Here is a 15,339-nt window from a genome sequence, read left to right as displayed (position 1 = left end):
CCTTAGGCCCATGAAAAGCCTAAAGATGATGATCCTGGAAAAAACACTTACAGAAACCTATTACAAATCAATATAAAATGACACCTCTGATAGTAAATTGATATGGGAATAGTAAACGAAGTTAAGTTGATACTTTTTGCAGACTACTTTCAATTTTACATACAAGATGAAAAAGTAGATGGGGATTTGAGTGATAAATGGACTAACGAAGCTGTCTGCATTCTTTTAGCAATAACAGATGGCACAATTGGAGTTGGAACCGTGCGAAATATGAACGTTCCGGTAAACCTAAAAATATTTGATAGCGAACCCCCATTTTTGACAGATGATGAGCATGTGATAGGACAAATAAACGAATGTGATATAGAAGTTAGCTCAGGTAAAATTGTAATTGCAGGCTGTACCGACTATTTTCCGGAGGCAAAAAGAATTGAACTTGAAAACGGAGTTTACAGGGCACGGATTTATTATGGAAACCTTGATAAAATTAGTGAGGACGGACTTGATGGAGAAGACTTTTATGAAATCCATTTATGGAAGACCGATAAACAGGATGGCATAAAAATCATCAGGAGTCACAAGAAAACAAAATGGATGCAATGACAACAAATAAACAATACGATAGCAATTGGGAGCTGTTGCCAGGTGTTGGTCTGGGCAAAGCTGTATTTGATATGACCCGGTTAGAAGTAAGTGCACTTAAAGATGTTCTGGGAGAAATTACGGGAGAAAACAATTTATCGTTGCAAAAAGAACAGTTGCTGGCTACTTACGATATGCTTAAAGATTTTTTTACTGAAGAGGATTTAAAAAATGTAATGGAAGCTTTAGACGAAACAAGCGCACAACGGGGGGTTATTGAAACGGAATACAGGGCAACGGGCTTAACGCTGGAATACGAAGATGGCAAACTAACCGAGTTTTTTGCCGACAACAGGGCAAATCAGCTTCATTTTCAAGGTATTCCTGTTTTCTCCAACTCGCTAAGTTTAATCAAACACATGGCTTCTGTCCTGCAGGAGAACCCTTTAATCAAAGATGATGAGCTGGTGTTCCAAAACAACAATATTTACCTGTTTTCTTTTATCCGAAAAGATTTTACGGAAAGTGATGCCAGCAACAGAACTATAACCTGGAGAAAAGATCCCAGACCGTTGAGCGTAAGCTTATCGGACTATCAAATGTTGAAAATCATATAGCCAGGATCAATCGAAAAGACATGTTTGTTGTGGTTAGAGGTGCTTTTTGGGAATTTTCTGAAAGAATTTCATGCGGGACATTTCCTCACTACTAAAAGTGACGCCTGACTAGATATCTTCTTTTTTCGATTGCTGTTTACTTATCGTTTTTTAACCATGTGGCTGCGTAGCAACCATCATATGAATATAGATTTAAGTATTCTACCATAATATAATGTATTTACATTTAATCGTTAAGCAAAAGCAGTACTCAATAATGTATTCCTATCTTTAACTATTCCTGTAACACTAATGCAATGACAACAGAATCATACAAAGCTTTTTATCTGGATTCGATTTCCGAAATCAGTGATCATTACTTTATTTTAAGTGGATTTCCGGAGTACGATTATAGGGAGGATTATTACTACGAAATTCACCTGGAATCAATATCCCAATTAACTATAATTAGAGAGTATGTTGATAATTGGATTTATATCGATGTAATCTCCTCTGATATATTGGAAATTTACGTCGGGGAGTGTTACGAAGATTGTTCCAGCGATGGGCAATTAGCTTATAAAAGATATGAGTATCAGGAAATCGAGAAAACTTCAAAAGAAGTATGGAAGCCAAAAGCCCAGGAAATGAGAAACAGGTTGATTTCTCTTTTAGAAAGCAAACTGCCCGAATATACAACTGTCAGGAATGAATTTGTTGAACAATACAAGGCATCTTATAACCGGCACATACGTGCAGAAAACACATTCGGACTTAATATTACCGAGTTATCCGAAACCCGTCTCTTCGACTATTTATATGTACTCTTCGATAGTTTGTATAACCCGCACTATTTAGAAAACCTGGCTTTTCCAAACCGGAGGTTGCCATTACCAAAGGATTGGAAAGTTGAATACTCAGAACTTGAAGAGAGCCTGGAGAAGCTTTCAAAGGTTGACCTGACCGATACCGCATTGATGAAAAACCATGTCATAAATATTTACAATAACACCTTTGAACACATGCTCTCCAACTTCAAATACAACTATGCCAACGTTGACGAGAGTAAATACACGCAACTTTTCAATTCAGTTATCCGAAATATCCATTAGTTCAGATTAGTTCGGGGAGATTACCCCCAGGGAATTCTTTCCGGAAAAATCTATGCTATAAAAAAGCCTTCCATTTCTGGAAGGCTTTTTTATCGATTCCTCCATGCCCTAATCAAGCAATTCGGGATGATGCTCAGCGATGAAATTTATTGCTTGTGTTTGATACACCACATAGATTGATTCCATTAACTTCTCCAGATACTCATTGATTTCCAAAATCAGAGGTCCGATCTCTGCATTTCTTACTACACTGGTCTCTTCCCTGGAATTGATCAGTAGCTGGTCTAAAATAAGATACCATTCGTCTAAACTCTTAAACTCAAAAAAATCCTCGAAGAAAATGGTCACATCATTTATTTCTTTCCCGTCAAGCGTACGGAAGTATAGATCCGGGCACCTTAAAACTTGTTGATCTTCTAAATAATGACCAAAAACGGAAAACCTTTGTCTGCGAAGAGGATGATCCTTATCTATTTTAAAGTCAGCATAATCGCTAAACAGAACATGAGCTATTTCCAATAGTTTAATGCATTGTGCATGAATAAGTTCAAAATAATAAGGATCTCCAAACTGGTCATCGGATAAAGAACAGGATGTTTTAATCCAGTAGTATACATCCATCCGGAATTCTTCAATGTAAGCATCAATGGACCAAAAGTGGCAGACCGCGTACATTGGATAGTCTATCTCATAACTTGTTAATTGTCTGAAACCTGTTGCTGCTGGTGTTGTTGTTACTGTTTTCATGTTATTGTTCTTTATGTGAATGGATAAATTGATTCTAATTCTGAATCTCCTGGGTTTTGTTGGCCCGTTCGTATATGAGCCAACAGGCTTCGTAAAGCTTTTGAAGATTCTCATAGACAATGATGATTTCGGCTTTCATCAGGACTTCATCGCTGCAGAAGGGGCTTAAGGCTTCGCTCATCCAGTATTGAAGAATCCTTCTGTAGTCTTTCAGTTTATATTGCTTAAATAGTTTGCTAAACAGTATCCTGGGATTCCAGAGCTCTTCCATGCTCAATGAAGTAGGGTAGAATGTTATTTCCTGCTGCTCTTTGTTAAGCAAGTATTTGATGAGTGCTTGCTCTGTTTTGTCTAGGGTGGGGTGATTAGGTGTGCTTTTTTCTTTTAATAACCAGGCTGCCTCTAATAGTTTTATCGTCATTCTGTAATGAAGAAATAAGTCTGACGGACAATTCCTTCTTTTGTAGGTTTTATTGGAGATCAGCAGGTTTCTCCAATGTTTAAGCTGTTCCAGGTGGGCAGGAAGGTGATCATGAAGGCAAAAGTCATTCAATATAATTGTAGGGTTTTCTATCTCGTTTTGACTGAGGTTATAAAGTAAGAGCGCTTTCGTTGAAATGTTTTTAGCCTTCATGATTTCCTGATTTGTGTGGTACGAATAGATACCTTTTGGAAATTCTAACCCATGCATCTCACTTTCTATTTAAGTTTTTATTAACTAATGGGTAAAATATATTCTTTACTGTATGATTTATGTTGTTTTGTTTTAATAAATTTGATTTCACAAAACTTAAATGATATGAAAATTAAAACAGACGGAGCGGGACAAGCTCATCAGGGGAGAAATGTAAAACGGTTCCGGGAGATGCTCGGAATAAGACAAGAAGCCCTGGCTGATCAGCTAGGGCCGGAGTGGAGTCAAAAAAGGATTTCTTTAATAGAAGCGAGAGAAGTAGTAGATCCTGAGTTGTTGAATTCGATTGCAGAACTGTTAAAAGTCCCTGTAAAAGTGTTGGAGAATTTTGATGAACAGGCTGCAATAAATTATTTTAACACATTTAATCATAGCACGCAACATAATGGTAACGGAGATGTGAATCATGCTAATACTCCAAATTTCGATCCTTTCGTTGCATTAGTGGAAGCGATGAAAGAGCTTAAAACAGTCTATGGGGAAAACAGAGAACTTCACTCAAAAAATGAAGCCCTTTATGAAGGCTTGCTTAATCTTGAACGCGAAAAGAATGCTTATTTACAATCGAAATTGGCCTGATTTAATGAATACGGCTTAATATTCGATGATCCATCGTTATTTTTTAAATAGAAAGGCAACTGGCTCTTACAAGTATGTTTTACCAATAAGAGCCAGTTGCCAATTTAAAAATCAAATGTTATTATGGAAGGATTGCTTTCACATAAAAACCGCTATTTACAGTAACAGTGCCTAGAAAAACTCCGTTGCCAATGCCAACACTACCTACGCCTTGCCCAACTACATTTTGACTTGTTCCATTTACATTAACACTAACCGAAACACCATTATCTAAATAAGCATATAGATTGTACGTTCCCGGAACGATTTCCGGTTCATCAACACTCATCCAATCAGAACCAAACTCTCTGGGATTCTGCGGATTGTTTGATATAAATTTTACTCCTCCCATAAGTGGCCTTGGCATACCACCCCGAAGTGCCTGAACTACAATCGGAACCTTACAATCAGAAAAGATCTTTTTATTGATCACCTTTGTTCTTCCGCCAGGGAATGTTATAGTTGCGGTAAGATTTAAATCTGCATACAAATCTCCTGTACGCGTAACGGTTACGCTATTTCCTGTTGAAGTACTTAAGGTGGCATTTGAAGGGTTGCTTACACTCCAACTAACAGTAGTTCCTGTTGATGGCTGAACGATTTGATAATTTGCAGATCCACAAAAATAATTTATTCCATAATTGCCATAAAGCCTGTCGGAACCAACACCAGAATTTGTATAAATCCAGTCTGCAAAATACGAAACACGAGCATAACCAGCAGGACCATTTAAACAAGTAGGCGTTCCAAAACTCACAATGCCTGCGAGCACAGGGCCATCACCAAAATTAATTGTCAATGGCCCGCCGCTATCTCCATTACATGTGCCATGGTTCTGATTGTCAGGAGAATTTGTAAAAAGTATTGACTCTGATCTGTTCATGTAACCAGGAATACTACCATCATTGTTAGGTATTACTTTTACACCGACACTATTTAATTGGTTAGTGCTTGATCCAATTCCACTCTGTACGGTATCTCCCCAGCCAGATGCAATAGCTGCATAACCTGCTTGTGCATAAGGGATAGAAGTCGACGTTGAATATGAAATTGCAGCTGTTGAAGCATTAAAAGTCATAGGCGACGACAAATGTACCAGGGCAATATCATTTTCCAAGGTTGTTGGGTTATAATTTGGATGTCGTATAATCTGATCTACTGTTCTATTCGTACCAAGATTTGCATCAGTTGAGCCGGTTCTAACATTTACCAGACTTAAAGGAAGTTGCTGGGATCCATTAGAAACTACGTGAGCCGCCGTAAGTATCCAATTTTCACTCAGAATAACTCCGCCACCCTGAAAGCCAAAAGAGATACCTTTATGCACGAAAAAGGCGGCTTGATAAGGGGCATTCAAGATATTTATTGGCTCACCGCCAATAATACTTGTTTTATCGTTTACCTTTTTTTCTTGTTGATTTTCTGGAAGGTCCTTCTTCTTACATCCAATAAAGTAGATGCTCAAAGCCAGAATAAGGCTGAGGCTAATAATGGTTTTTTTCATAATTTTAATTGTTTGGTTAAGTTTAAATATAAGAATTTACTGAATATTTACCATAACCTGTATGTTTCCGAGAAAAGTGGTTCTTTTCCATCTTTGGAGATAATTATGATAACTGAAGGCATACGCGTGGGAGGAGATTATCCATATTTTGACTGTCAGTCAATCCTTGACGCAGGTTGCAGGCAGGGGAGGAATGCTGCTTACTTTTTAACTGTCCCGAATCGCGATATCGCAATAAATAGTAAACCCAATATTAAAAACGCGAAAAGCACAAACAGTGAATTGATCAGCACCTGTTTGTAGCCAGGCATTTCAGTAGCCGGACAATTGCATCAGCCATACTCAATCCTTGATTTAGAAGTGCAGGTATAGAGATACACGATTGTGCAATTAAGCTAAGCCAGATCAGTACAGTTGATGTGAATAGAACAAATATATGTTCCGCATGAAAATAACCTGGGATTAAGGTATCAAAAGTTCCGAAATATTGATTTGAGGAAACCGGTTATTGTTCCAATATGCCAATCACATGGTCCAACCATTTTTCCGGCGAAATGCTTCTATCGATGTAATAATCAGGCATGATGCCTTTTCCATCGATCGTTAGGTCTGGTATCCGCAGACTTCTCGATAACGAGTAGCTGAGTTCGAATTGACCATCCGGGGAATTCACCACATACATGTTGGAGATATCAAGAACACCTGCCGTAGTAACACCAAAGAGTTTTACTTTTTTACTCTGTTTAGCTGCCATCAGAAATTCTTCAGCCGTACTGCCGTTAGCTTGATTAATGATAATGCCTACGTTTTTAGGAAATGGGAAAATAGTATCCAGTTTTCCTTCGCTAACAACTTTCCCTCCATTGAGGTTCACAAATTTACCTGGATTTTCATTTAATTTTTTGATCATATTTCTAATTTGGTCTTTCTCAGCTTCCGAACCAACAAATTTAGCCAGGTAACGTTCCATTCTTGAATTGTTAAGTGGGGTAGATAGAAATTCGACATTTACACTACGGATGGGGTTGGTGTACAGTAATGGAATAATTTCATAATAACTAACATCAGACCCACCGCCGTTATCCCTGATGTCAATAACCAGATTTTCGGTACGTTTCAGCAGCTGATCATTGGCTTTGAGGATACTGTCGATCAGGCCCTTTTGGGAATCAATAAAAGTCGGGATGCGGAGCAGGATCGTTTTTGCCGATATCTGCTGCAGAAAAGGTCCTGTGCTGGTCATCTCTTTTGCGTACAACTGTACGCCGGCATCATCCTGTAATACCGGATATTCTCTTTTTAAAAAAATACGGCCCAGTTGAAGCGTATTTTTTCCATGAGCCAACGCTTTATTAAACGTTGCCGGAGAATAGTCTCCCATATAAAATACACCGGAGCTATCAGCAGAAATCCTTAGTTTGACCTTACCAGGTGTCCAGTTCATATTGGTGGAAGCCAAGACCATACCTTTATAGTTATTGTCTTTTTTGACAATGGCTAATCTATAGGCGCCGGTGCTCCAAATCCCTTCAAAGGAAGCAGGACCGCCAGAAGGGATTTGTTTTTTAACCTCTTCTTCTGTAAGCGGAAGCGTTTCCCAGGTAATTGTATTCTTGGCGGCGGCTGTAACTGTTGCATCCTGCAACGGAGCAATGCCATGGTGGGCGTTTCGGAAAAATTGTAGCCAATCCCGCATCACCGCAGCACATTCTTCTTTGGTATTGGCCTTTTTAATACGTACCAGAATCGTGTTGTTCAGCTTTTGATAAGCATCTGCGCCTTTTTGTTGCAGCGCATAGCCGAAGCCCGCGTCATTTTTCTCAAAAGTCTCTTTTACCCATTTGAAATTACCTTCACAATCACACTTTTTTTGCGCCATCAGGAAGGCGGGATTAAGCAATATGCTACAAAGTAGTATGGCGGTTCGGATGTATCGGGATAAAAATTTTCCTGTAGTCATAAGTTATATTGGTTCTGGCAATAAATATACTTATTAAGACAGATATCTGTCAAGTAATCTTTATTGGTATCCAATAATTAACAAAGCCATCAGAAATTGGTGTATTAAAATTTAGCAGGTAGGAGAACGGGGCTTATATTTAGTAGATAAGCCCCGTTTTTATATAAAAATCTCCTTTGTTCTTAAATGTTATGGATGCTTGAGGTATCATGGAAAAAGGATACTTCACCTGTTGCGATGTCGTGCGAACCTCCGATGATTCCAATTTCTCCGCTTTCAATCATTTCTTTCAGAATTGGACTGCGTTCCATTATTGATTTAACTGTGCGCTTCACATTGATGGTGGAAACGTTTTCTACAAAAACCGGGTTACTGGAAGTACGGTTTTCAGTAGTGGTGGTTTCGTCATCCACAGCAGGTCTTATTTTAGTCAGCAAGGCGGTAAGATTACCCATTTCCACATGATCACAAGCACCTTTTACAGCTCCGCACTTGGTGTGTCCTAATACCACAATAATTTTTGAGCCGGCAACTTTGCAACCAAATTCCATACTGCCCAAAATGTCTTCGTTAATGATGTTTCCGGCAATGCGCACACTAAAAACATCACCAAGTCCCTGATCGAAAATAAGTTCGGCAGATGTACGACTATCAATGCAGCTCAGAATTACAGCAAATGGATGCTGTCCATCTGATGTTTCATTCGCCTGTTGCAAAAGGTTTCGGTTAATTTTCAGGTTGCTAACAAACCTTTTGTTACCGTCTTTCAATAAATCTAATGCCATGGTTGGAGTGATGGCTGATTGCATTTCTTTTGTTAACGTCTTCATTTTATCGGGTTTAACAGTTTTTTATATTTTAATAAATACCCACTAAAGGATACAAGGACAGCAACAAAGATAGTAATGGTTTTCTGTATGGTAGTATTACTATCAAAAATAATCCAGATATATTTTCATTAGCTTTGTTCTCCTTATCCAAAAGAAAAAGAGGCGAACAGAATGAAATTACAGCTACAGATAAAAATGAATGAAGCCTTGTACCTTAAAAATCCGGAAAGCTCGGACCTGGGTAAGAATATTCTGAAGCATAGTGTGCAGCTAATTTACAAAGCAGGATTTGAAGCATTCACCTTTAAAAAACTGGCCGAAAATATTGGCACCACAGAAGCTGGTATTTACCGTTATTTTGAGAACAAGCATAAACTTTTGGTATATCTTACTGCCTGGTATTGGGGCTGGCTTGAGTTTCAGATCAGTTTTCAAACCAATAATATAGCTGATCCGGCCATCAGGCTGAAGAAGGTGATCAACCTTCTGGCAACTGCAGTGGAAGATGATGAGCAAACGAGCTATATCAATGAAAGTTTATTGCACCAGATCATTATTACAGAAGGATCAAAAGCCTACCTGACAAAGCAGGTAGGAGAGGACAACAAACAGCAATTTTTTAAGCCATATAAAGATCTCTGCGCTGTTGTCAGTGTTATTATTTCTGAATGTAGCCCTGAGTATAAATATCCCAAATCCCTGGCATCTACCATTATTGAGATGGCTCATTTCCAAAATTTTTTTATGAACAATCTCCCATCATTAACCGATTTCGGAGTGGCAAAGGAGGAATCTGAAATCAGCGCTTTCCTGAACGACCTGGTCTTTACCAGTTTGGGAAAAGGTTAGTTAAACTAAGTGTAGCAGATATTTAACATTTTTTCATCTAAACCTATTCCATCATCATTGATGGTCAACAAGAGATGGTGCGTTTCGGCAAAAGTAATCCAAGATTGGAGTATTTTGCAAAAATAAAATGGGTGGTCAGATTTTAAAATGTTCTTTTTTGCAATCAAACAAAAGCATATGCGGGGGAGGAGATTATCCTTATTTTTGTTTTATGAAAGAAGACCTGCGCCACCAGTTTGGTAATATCGACATCTATTTATTTGATCAGTTGTTAAAAGGAACATATGATGACTGTCAGTCGATCCTCGATGCAGGCTGCGGGCAGGGGAGGAATGTCGGTTACTTTTTACGATCGGGATATCAGGTTTACGGTGTCGATTCATCTGCAGACAACATTGCAAGGATCAAACAGATGGCTGCACCTTTTTCCGGTAGTTCGTCACAAGATAATTTTAAGATTGGTCTTGTAGAAAATCTACCATTTAATGATGGACAGTTTGACCTGGTGATTAGTAGTGCAGTGCTCCATTTTGCGAGTAACCTCCAGCATTTTGAGGAAATGTTGAACTCAATGTGGCGGGTGATCCGTCCCGGAGGGTATCTGTTTTGTCGTCTGGCATCGGATATTGGTATTGAAAGCCTCGTCAGATCAATCGGAAATGGAAGATATCTTCTGCCAGATGAATCCGAGCGTTTTCTGGTGAATCAGGAAATGCTGTTCGCCTTTACCAAAAAGCTAGGTGCAACCTTACATGAGCCGATCAAGACCACCAATGTCCAGAATCTGCGGTCAATGACTACCTGGTGCCTTAGGAAATAAGACAGGAAGAAACTGCATGGATCTTGGCAATTGCGGTTTTAAGTTTTACATTTAGTGTCGCAATGAAATTAATTTAAACAAGTTTATATGACTAAAACGACGTTATTATTTGGTCTTGTTTCCCTTTTATATATTCAAACTGGCTGCAAAAACAGCGATGACTCAAAAAAAGCTGGAGGAAAACCCGCGACAGAAAAGAAAGCTATAATTAAAGAAAAGTGGAACTGGGGTAATGAGAAAAAGCAAGATGAAACTGCCGGGTATGCTCAGGTTGTTAAAGTAGGTAATACCCTTTACATTTCCGGGGTTCCTACAAGTGATTTAAGCCCAAAGGGTATAACCGCACTTTATAAAACATTGGAAAAGTGCTTAAATGCCTATGGAGCCTCCTCAGAAAATGTGGTAAAAGAAAACCTTTATACTACCGACATAGAGCTAATGAAGAAATACAACGATTCAAGAAAAGAGTTTTATAAAGGTGATTATCCTGCTGCGACCTGGGTACAAATCAGCAGGTTGTATGAAGCTAAAGCAAAGGTAGAAGTTGATTTAATTGCACAACTGCCAGATAATAATGAATAACTTACTTTTATTCTCCAAATGCGAACAATAGACATTCTACTCCATCAAATCATCAACAGAAATTTTTTGAGCCCTGGATAGAATGGTCATCTCAATAAAAGATATCCTCAAGAGTAAGACGGAGTGGATGCATTTTCTTTTTTTCTTGATAATTGGAGTTGCCTATTCCGCATTTCTCTACATATTGGTAATTCCTCTAATATACTTTTATAACTATGGTGGTGGAGCATCATCTGCAGGGATTACAAATTTACTTATTCATAAGTTCATCGTAGAATGGGGAGCACTGGTTTTTGTCCTGTTAACATCGCTATCATGTGTCTATACCAACTTAAAACAGCAGGATTTACGCCGGGCTAAATCGCATCTGTTAACGGCATTTATTGTTACAGTATTGTATTTGCTGTGTGTATCAATGGTAACGGCTTCGCTTTCGCCTTTTCGTTAGGAGGATGATATTTGTTCTGTTTTTTTTGCTGATGTTTTAAGATCTGGCTAACAATACTTTACTGTCTATAGAGATATAAATGATTGAAAGATTTGCTCCATTGGTTGGTAACTAAATCCATAGAAATTCCTTCCAGGGTAGATTCTGAAGATCTTCTGGTAAACCATATACGGTAAAAGAGCCAAACTTCCTTTGCTAAACGACTAGTTTAATAAGTCCCATTCCGATTTTAGTATCGCAAATTGATATTCGTTAATCCACTTGCTATTTACAAACCGATTTTCAATAAAATGACCTTCCTTTTTAAAGCCCAGAACCTTCAATAAGCTGATCATTTCATTATTGTCTGTGTTTATTTTCAGAACAATACGATTAATCTTTGCTTTTTTGAATAAAAGAGACAATGTTGAAGATAGAGATTCTTTTATATCCGCTTGGGTGTTAGGAGAGGAATTGATGCTAAGTTCTGCAATGCGGGCATCATACTGATTGAGTTTCAACTCACAGTCTCCGCCTAAATTTTGACTAAATTCGTCCTTTAGCGAATGAACAAATCCAGGAATATCTTTTATTTCAGGTGTGCTATCGTCTGCAACTGTTGTTTTACGATCTAAGTTCAATGAACCCGCGTGTACGCTATTAGAAACTGCTTTTCCATCGTCTTTAGCAAAAGAAATATAAGCTTCCATCCGTTCGTTTATATGTTCAGAACTGATCACAATCACATCTTTTCCCTCGACTCTTTTTGCTCCGATTAACTGGCAAAAGCTCACTTTTAAATCAGGGAAATAGATCACTAACATAGTGCGGTCAGTATGATACTCACTTACCGGACTAGCCGATATTTCCCAGTTAAAGGTGATTTTTTCTTCTGCCTGACTAATGGAAGGATTAATAGCCACAGGAAGTGTTCCCATGCTCATTAATACTTTACTGTAGTCCAGACTGATATCCGGATATGCTCCCTGAAGGGCATTCTTTTTATTGTAAGAAACTGCTTCATTGTATTCGTTTCTGTCTGTTCCGGCAACCGCAAGGCGGAATCCTGCACGGATTGCTTGAATTGAAGGCTTAAGGATCTCGTTGACCACCGTCATCTTTTGACAATTTGCTTTCCTTGCCGGAGTAAGTGGTTTTTCACTTCTGCCAATTGTTCTTATCACATGTTTACCTTTCAAGGTATAACCTACCAGGTTGCCGATTCTGCCATGGAATCCGCCAAATAACCCATTTATTAATTTTCCCATTTTTAATTTATTTAATTAGTTAACTGAATGAATTGATTAAAAACAAGTTACAAAATATTTTTCATATCGTGTTTATATGCGTTTTAATTAAACTCACCATCACCTGATTATAGAAACATGGCTAAAAGGTTCGTCAGACCAATCATGGACCTATTAACCTCGTATTAATGGTTAAATGATAGTCAACCGGAAGAAAACGGATATGCAAAACATTTTAACCGGATCTCAGTGTAAATATTCCCCAACATTATAGAAATTATGATGCTTATCTATTGTTTAAATATTTTTTATACAGAAATAACTATTATAAATAATATTTAATTTTTTATTAAATAAAACATATATTTATAGTATTACTATGCTGGTAATAATGAAGCTATTGATGTATCCTCGCTGAAGTACTGTTTTGTAATGACCTGATTTGAAACAGAACACCAGGGGAAGATTAAAATAAAAAGGGAGGGAAATAATTAACGTAAAGATTAACCTTTAAATCGAATCTCATGATGAAATACTTAAATCCCAAATAGTACCTCAAGCGCCCGACTTAATCGGTCTACCGAAAATTCATCCTTATTAATTAAATAAATAGGCCTTTACTTTTGTCGCCTGGGTAAATCCTCATGTCCAAAACCGGCCTACTAAAATCCCTATTGTTATGAAAATGATATTGAGAAGAATAGAACAGAAGTTAGAAAGATATTTTAATTCCAAAGAGCAGCAGATAGTTATATATCAAGCACCAGTGCCACCAGCTGAGTGGCTAGATAAGTTTCAGGTAATGCGGCTATTAAGCGTTAGCGAAAGTACTTTTCGGAGATTGGCAAAAGAGCTCGACTGGAAAATGAGACTGGTAGGCAAGCGAAAGTATTATCTTAAATCTTCAATTCTGGAATCTGAGTAAGGTCATATTACAGTATTGTTCACCTAAACCTGCTTCTTATGCTTGTGCTGATTAGTACAAGCATTTTTGTTTTATGGTCATTTGTAAAATTGCTAAGGGTGTCAAATCCAGTCAAATTGAGTCAAAACCGTTCAAATGCGTTCATTACCCATTGAGGCCTAGGTTATTAAGATATCGATTCATACGTTTGAATCGTAATGTTTAAGCAGCTTCCGAGGTACCCGGAAAATGCAGCTTGCAAGCGACTTATGAATCAACAGATTAATTCATTTTTTAAAACTTAAAATTATGGCATTTTTAGAAGGAGGTCCATTCTACCACCTCACAGGAAAAGTAGGAAACAACGTTGGCCGTCGTGTCAAAAACAAAAATGTATTTTCAATGAAGCCAGGGAAATCCTCAAAGCCAGCTACAATTGGCCAGGCTAACCAACGAGCCGGCTTTGGAATGATCATGCAGCATGTGAGTCTGTTCAGTGGAGCAATTGCTCTTGGGTTCAAATCCAATAAGAAAAATCTGGCTCCTGGAAATGCTGCACTGAGCTACAACCTTGAGCATGGGCTTAAGGGAACAGCGCCCAATTATAGCATTGACTATGAGAACTTTTCGATAGGTAGGGGCAAGTTAGCTCCTGTTCAAAAAGCGAAAGTAGCAAGCGTAGCCGGTGAAATGGCAACACTGGATGTTTCATGGGAGTTGATCGTTGGCTATGGCATAAGTAATAACACCGATTTAGTGAAGATCTACATCCATACACCGGAAATAGAACACATCATCTCTAATCCGGTCGCTACTTTACGGTCAGCTTTAACGCTCAGGATGGTGGTTCCGTTTGACTTTATCGGTCTGCCGCTTCACTGTTACATCATGGTCGTCACCGCTGACGAAAAAATGGTTTCAGATTCCAAATATTGTGGAAGCATTACTTTAACCTAATCAATCTGTCACCCGCTGTTCCGAAAGGAAGGCGGGTGATTATTCCTTCATTTAATAGATTTTATTATGAAAAATATAGGTATGAAAAAGCCTCATATCATGACGGCTTATGTGTTAGAAATTGGTCTTTTATTATTAGTCATGCTGCTGTTGTGGCCATTAGGGCAAAGCTGGATCTTAAGTGCAGATGTAACCGCCGGATATATCGATCCGGGCATCTGGCTCCTGGTTTTGCTGAGTCTGATCTCCTTTCTGCTGGTTGCAGGGCTAAGCTTTTGGTTATTGGAAAGGTTATGGCTGGGACTAGGCTTGCCTGTAATAGAAGTGATGGTTTTACAATTTAAAACTCTGGACTCATGGAAACAATTAAGCTTTTACTGGGCATCATTTGTGTCCCTGTTATTTGCAGCAGTGGGATGCCTGATCGCCATCTGTTAGGTGATTCACTAGTTGAGGCAAAAGTCAGAACGTCTGTACTTTCAATTGCGGAAAAGGAACTTGGAGTCAGAGAAAAGTCAGGGAGAAATGATGGAGAAAGGGTAGAGCTCTACCTAAAATATATAGGATTACCAAAAGGCCATGCCTGGTGTGGAGCCTACGTCAGCTGGGTTCACCAACAGGCGGGGCTTTCTAAGCCAAGGACCGGCTGGACGCCAGCGCTGTTTCCTGCAAATCGGTTGGTTAGAAAACCCATACCTGCAGATCTTTTTGGAATTTATTTTCCTTCATTGAAGAGAATTGCACATACAGGATTTGTGTTAAGTATCAAGTCTGATTGGGCAGTCACCCTGGAAGGTAACACAAATATAGAAGGGAGCAGAGAAGGCGATGGGGTTTTTAAAAAGCGCAGACACCTGCGCACCATCGCCAAATTTGCTAACTGGATAGGAAAGGAGAACAGACCATGAAA

General features: G+C 38.6%; 16 protein-coding genes. 10 read left to right on the top strand and 6 right to left on the bottom strand.

The window, feature by feature from the left end:
* Positions 1 to 102 precede the first annotated feature (102 nt).
* The 3 genes from BUC20_RS04315 to BUC20_RS04305 all read left to right on the top strand — a co-directional run bounded on the left by BUC20_RS04315 (position 103) and on the right by BUC20_RS04305 (position 2,290).
* On the top strand, positions 103 to 603 hold the full coding sequence (locus BUC20_RS04315; RefSeq protein ID WP_073227851.1) for a hypothetical protein: 501 nt from the start codon (positions 103 to 105) through the stop codon (positions 601 to 603).
* Positions 600 to 1,199 (top strand): PAS domain-containing protein, encoded by a 600-nt coding sequence (locus tag BUC20_RS04310; protein ID WP_143166691.1) that lies wholly within the window; start codon positions 600 to 602, stop codon positions 1,197 to 1,199. Before BUC20_RS04315 ends, BUC20_RS04310 begins: the two co-directional genes overlap by 4 nt.
* Positions 1,200 to 1,495: 296 nt before the next feature.
* Positions 1,496 to 2,290, top strand: a complete 795-nt coding sequence (locus tag BUC20_RS04305) for a hypothetical protein (protein ID WP_073227846.1) — start codon at positions 1,496 to 1,498, stop codon at positions 2,288 to 2,290.
* 108 nt (positions 2,291 to 2,398) lie between these two features.
* On the opposite strand, the gene BUC20_RS04300 is transcribed toward BUC20_RS04305, so the two are convergent.
* Both BUC20_RS04300 and BUC20_RS04295 read right to left on the bottom strand, forming a co-directional pair.
* Positions 2,399 to 3,037 (bottom strand): hypothetical protein, encoded by a 639-nt coding sequence (locus BUC20_RS04300; protein WP_073227843.1) that lies wholly within the window; start codon positions 3,035 to 3,037, stop codon positions 2,399 to 2,401.
* A gap of 34 nt (positions 3,038 to 3,071) precedes the next feature.
* Entirely contained in the window at positions 3,072 to 3,671 is a 600-nt protein-coding gene (locus tag BUC20_RS04295) for a hypothetical protein (RefSeq protein WP_143166690.1), read from the bottom strand.
* A 165-nt stretch (positions 3,672 to 3,836) separates the two neighbouring features.
* Here BUC20_RS04295 and BUC20_RS04290 point away from each other — a divergent pair, with 165 nt between their 5' ends.
* On the top strand, positions 3,837 to 4,310 hold the full coding sequence (locus BUC20_RS04290) for a helix-turn-helix domain-containing protein (RefSeq protein ID WP_073227837.1): 474 nt from the start codon (positions 3,837 to 3,839) through the stop codon (positions 4,308 to 4,310).
* Positions 4,311 to 4,431: 121 nt separating this feature from the next.
* On the opposite strand, the gene BUC20_RS04285 is transcribed toward BUC20_RS04290, so the two are convergent.
* The 3 genes from BUC20_RS04285 to BUC20_RS04270 all read right to left on the bottom strand — a co-directional run bounded on the left by BUC20_RS04285 (position 4,432) and on the right by BUC20_RS04270 (position 8,643).
* Entirely contained in the window at positions 4,432 to 5,853 is a 1,422-nt protein-coding gene (locus tag BUC20_RS04285) for a serine protease (RefSeq protein WP_073227835.1), read from the bottom strand.
* Positions 5,854 to 6,358: 505 nt separating this feature from the next.
* The gene (locus tag BUC20_RS04275; protein WP_073227823.1) at positions 6,359 to 7,732 is read right to left on the bottom strand and encodes a S41 family peptidase; all 1,374 of its coding nucleotides are present in this window, start codon (positions 7,730 to 7,732) and stop codon (positions 6,359 to 6,361) included.
* A gap of 263 nt (positions 7,733 to 7,995) precedes the next feature.
* Positions 7,996 to 8,643 carry a carbonic anhydrase family protein gene (locus BUC20_RS04270; protein ID WP_073227820.1) on the bottom strand — a complete coding sequence of 216 codons (648 nt, stop codon included), beginning with the start codon at positions 8,641 to 8,643 and terminating at the stop codon, positions 7,996 to 7,998.
* A gap of 171 nt (positions 8,644 to 8,814) precedes the next feature.
* On the opposite strand from BUC20_RS04270, the gene BUC20_RS04265 reads away from it, so the two are divergent.
* The 3 genes from BUC20_RS04265 to BUC20_RS04255 all read left to right on the top strand — a co-directional run bounded on the left by BUC20_RS04265 (position 8,815) and on the right by BUC20_RS04255 (position 10,894).
* Entirely contained in the window at positions 8,815 to 9,492 is a 678-nt protein-coding gene (locus BUC20_RS04265; RefSeq protein ID WP_073227818.1) for a TetR/AcrR family transcriptional regulator, read from the top strand.
* A 211-nt stretch (positions 9,493 to 9,703) separates the two neighbouring features.
* Positions 9,704 to 10,312 carry a class I SAM-dependent methyltransferase gene (locus BUC20_RS04260; protein ID WP_073229465.1) on the top strand — a complete coding sequence of 203 codons (609 nt, stop codon included), beginning with the start codon at positions 9,704 to 9,706 and terminating at the stop codon, positions 10,310 to 10,312.
* Positions 10,313 to 10,399: 87 nt separating this feature from the next.
* Complete coding sequence (locus BUC20_RS04255; protein WP_073227815.1) at positions 10,400 to 10,894, top strand: RidA family protein; 495 nt, start codon at positions 10,400 to 10,402, stop codon at positions 10,892 to 10,894.
* Positions 10,895 to 11,545: 651 nt separating this feature from the next.
* Here BUC20_RS04255 and BUC20_RS04245 read toward each other — a convergent pair.
* The gene (locus BUC20_RS04245; protein ID WP_073227809.1) at positions 11,546 to 12,589 is read right to left on the bottom strand and encodes a GNAT family N-acetyltransferase; all 1,044 of its coding nucleotides are present in this window, start codon (positions 12,587 to 12,589) and stop codon (positions 11,546 to 11,548) included.
* A gap of 1,192 nt (positions 12,590 to 13,781) precedes the next feature.
* Between BUC20_RS04245 and BUC20_RS04235 the strand changes: the two genes are divergently transcribed.
* The 3 genes from BUC20_RS04235 to BUC20_RS04225 all read left to right on the top strand — a co-directional run bounded on the left by BUC20_RS04235 (position 13,782) and on the right by BUC20_RS04225 (position 15,337).
* Positions 13,782 to 14,429, top strand: a complete 648-nt coding sequence (locus BUC20_RS04235) for a DUF6266 family protein (RefSeq protein WP_073227803.1) — start codon at positions 13,782 to 13,784, stop codon at positions 14,427 to 14,429.
* An 81-nt stretch (positions 14,430 to 14,510) separates the two neighbouring features.
* The gene (locus BUC20_RS04230) at positions 14,511 to 14,867 is read left to right on the top strand and encodes a hypothetical protein (RefSeq protein ID WP_084528522.1); all 357 of its coding nucleotides are present in this window, start codon (positions 14,511 to 14,513) and stop codon (positions 14,865 to 14,867) included.
* Positions 14,786 to 15,337 (top strand): peptidoglycan-binding protein, encoded by a 552-nt coding sequence (locus tag BUC20_RS04225; protein ID WP_234994439.1) that lies wholly within the window; start codon positions 14,786 to 14,788, stop codon positions 15,335 to 15,337. Before BUC20_RS04230 ends, BUC20_RS04225 begins: the two co-directional genes overlap by 82 nt.
* The last annotated feature ends 2 nt before the right edge of the window (positions 15,338 to 15,339 follow it).

The organism is Pedobacter caeni (genome assembly GCF_900129215.1).
GTDB classification, from domain to species: domain Bacteria; phylum Bacteroidota; class Bacteroidia; order Sphingobacteriales; family Sphingobacteriaceae; genus Pedobacter; species Pedobacter caeni.
The sequence above is the reverse complement of the archived record's forward strand: the minus strand, read 5'-3'. Positions and strand labels throughout refer to the sequence as shown.

Excerpts from the sequence above, each read along its gene's own strand:
- BUC20_RS04230 (WP_084528522.1), top strand. The coding sequence starts at position 14,511 with ATGAAAAAGCCTCATATCATGACGGCTTATGTGTTAGAAATTGGTCTT.
- BUC20_RS04285 (WP_073227835.1), bottom strand. The coding sequence starts at position 5,853 with ATGAAAAAAACCATTATTAGCCTCAGCCTTATTCTGGCTTTGAGCATC.
- BUC20_RS04255 (WP_073227815.1), top strand. The coding sequence starts at position 10,400 with ATGACTAAAACGACGTTATTATTTGGTCTTGTTTCCCTTTTATATATT.
- BUC20_RS04310 (WP_143166691.1), top strand. The coding sequence starts at position 600 with ATGACAACAAATAAACAATACGATAGCAATTGGGAGCTGTTGCCAGGT.
- BUC20_RS04265 (WP_073227818.1), top strand. The coding sequence starts at position 8,815 with ATGAAATTACAGCTACAGATAAAAATGAATGAAGCCTTGTACCTTAAA.
- BUC20_RS04260 (WP_073229465.1), top strand. The coding sequence starts at position 9,704 with ATGAAAGAAGACCTGCGCCACCAGTTTGGTAATATCGACATCTATTTA.
- BUC20_RS04305 (WP_073227846.1), top strand. The coding sequence starts at position 1,496 with ATGACAACAGAATCATACAAAGCTTTTTATCTGGATTCGATTTCCGAA.
- BUC20_RS04315 (WP_073227851.1), top strand. The coding sequence starts at position 103 with ATGGGAATAGTAAACGAAGTTAAGTTGATACTTTTTGCAGACTACTTT.
- BUC20_RS04270 (WP_073227820.1), bottom strand. The coding sequence starts at position 8,643 with ATGAAGACGTTAACAAAAGAAATGCAATCAGCCATCACTCCAACCATG.
- BUC20_RS04295 (WP_143166690.1), bottom strand. The coding sequence starts at position 3,671 with ATGAAGGCTAAAAACATTTCAACGAAAGCGCTCTTACTTTATAACCTC.
- BUC20_RS04235 (WP_073227803.1), top strand. The coding sequence starts at position 13,782 with ATGGCATTTTTAGAAGGAGGTCCATTCTACCACCTCACAGGAAAAGTA.
- BUC20_RS04290 (WP_073227837.1), top strand. The coding sequence starts at position 3,837 with ATGAAAATTAAAACAGACGGAGCGGGACAAGCTCATCAGGGGAGAAAT.
- BUC20_RS04245 (WP_073227809.1), bottom strand. The coding sequence starts at position 12,589 with ATGGGAAAATTAATAAATGGGTTATTTGGCGGATTCCATGGCAGAATC.
- BUC20_RS04225 (WP_234994439.1), top strand. The coding sequence starts at position 14,786 with ATGGAAACAATTAAGCTTTTACTGGGCATCATTTGTGTCCCTGTTATT.
- BUC20_RS04300 (WP_073227843.1), bottom strand. The coding sequence starts at position 3,037 with ATGAAAACAGTAACAACAACACCAGCAGCAACAGGTTTCAGACAATTA.
- BUC20_RS04275 (WP_073227823.1), bottom strand. The coding sequence starts at position 7,732 with ATGGCGCAAAAAAAGTGTGATTGTGAAGGTAATTTCAAATGGGTAAAA.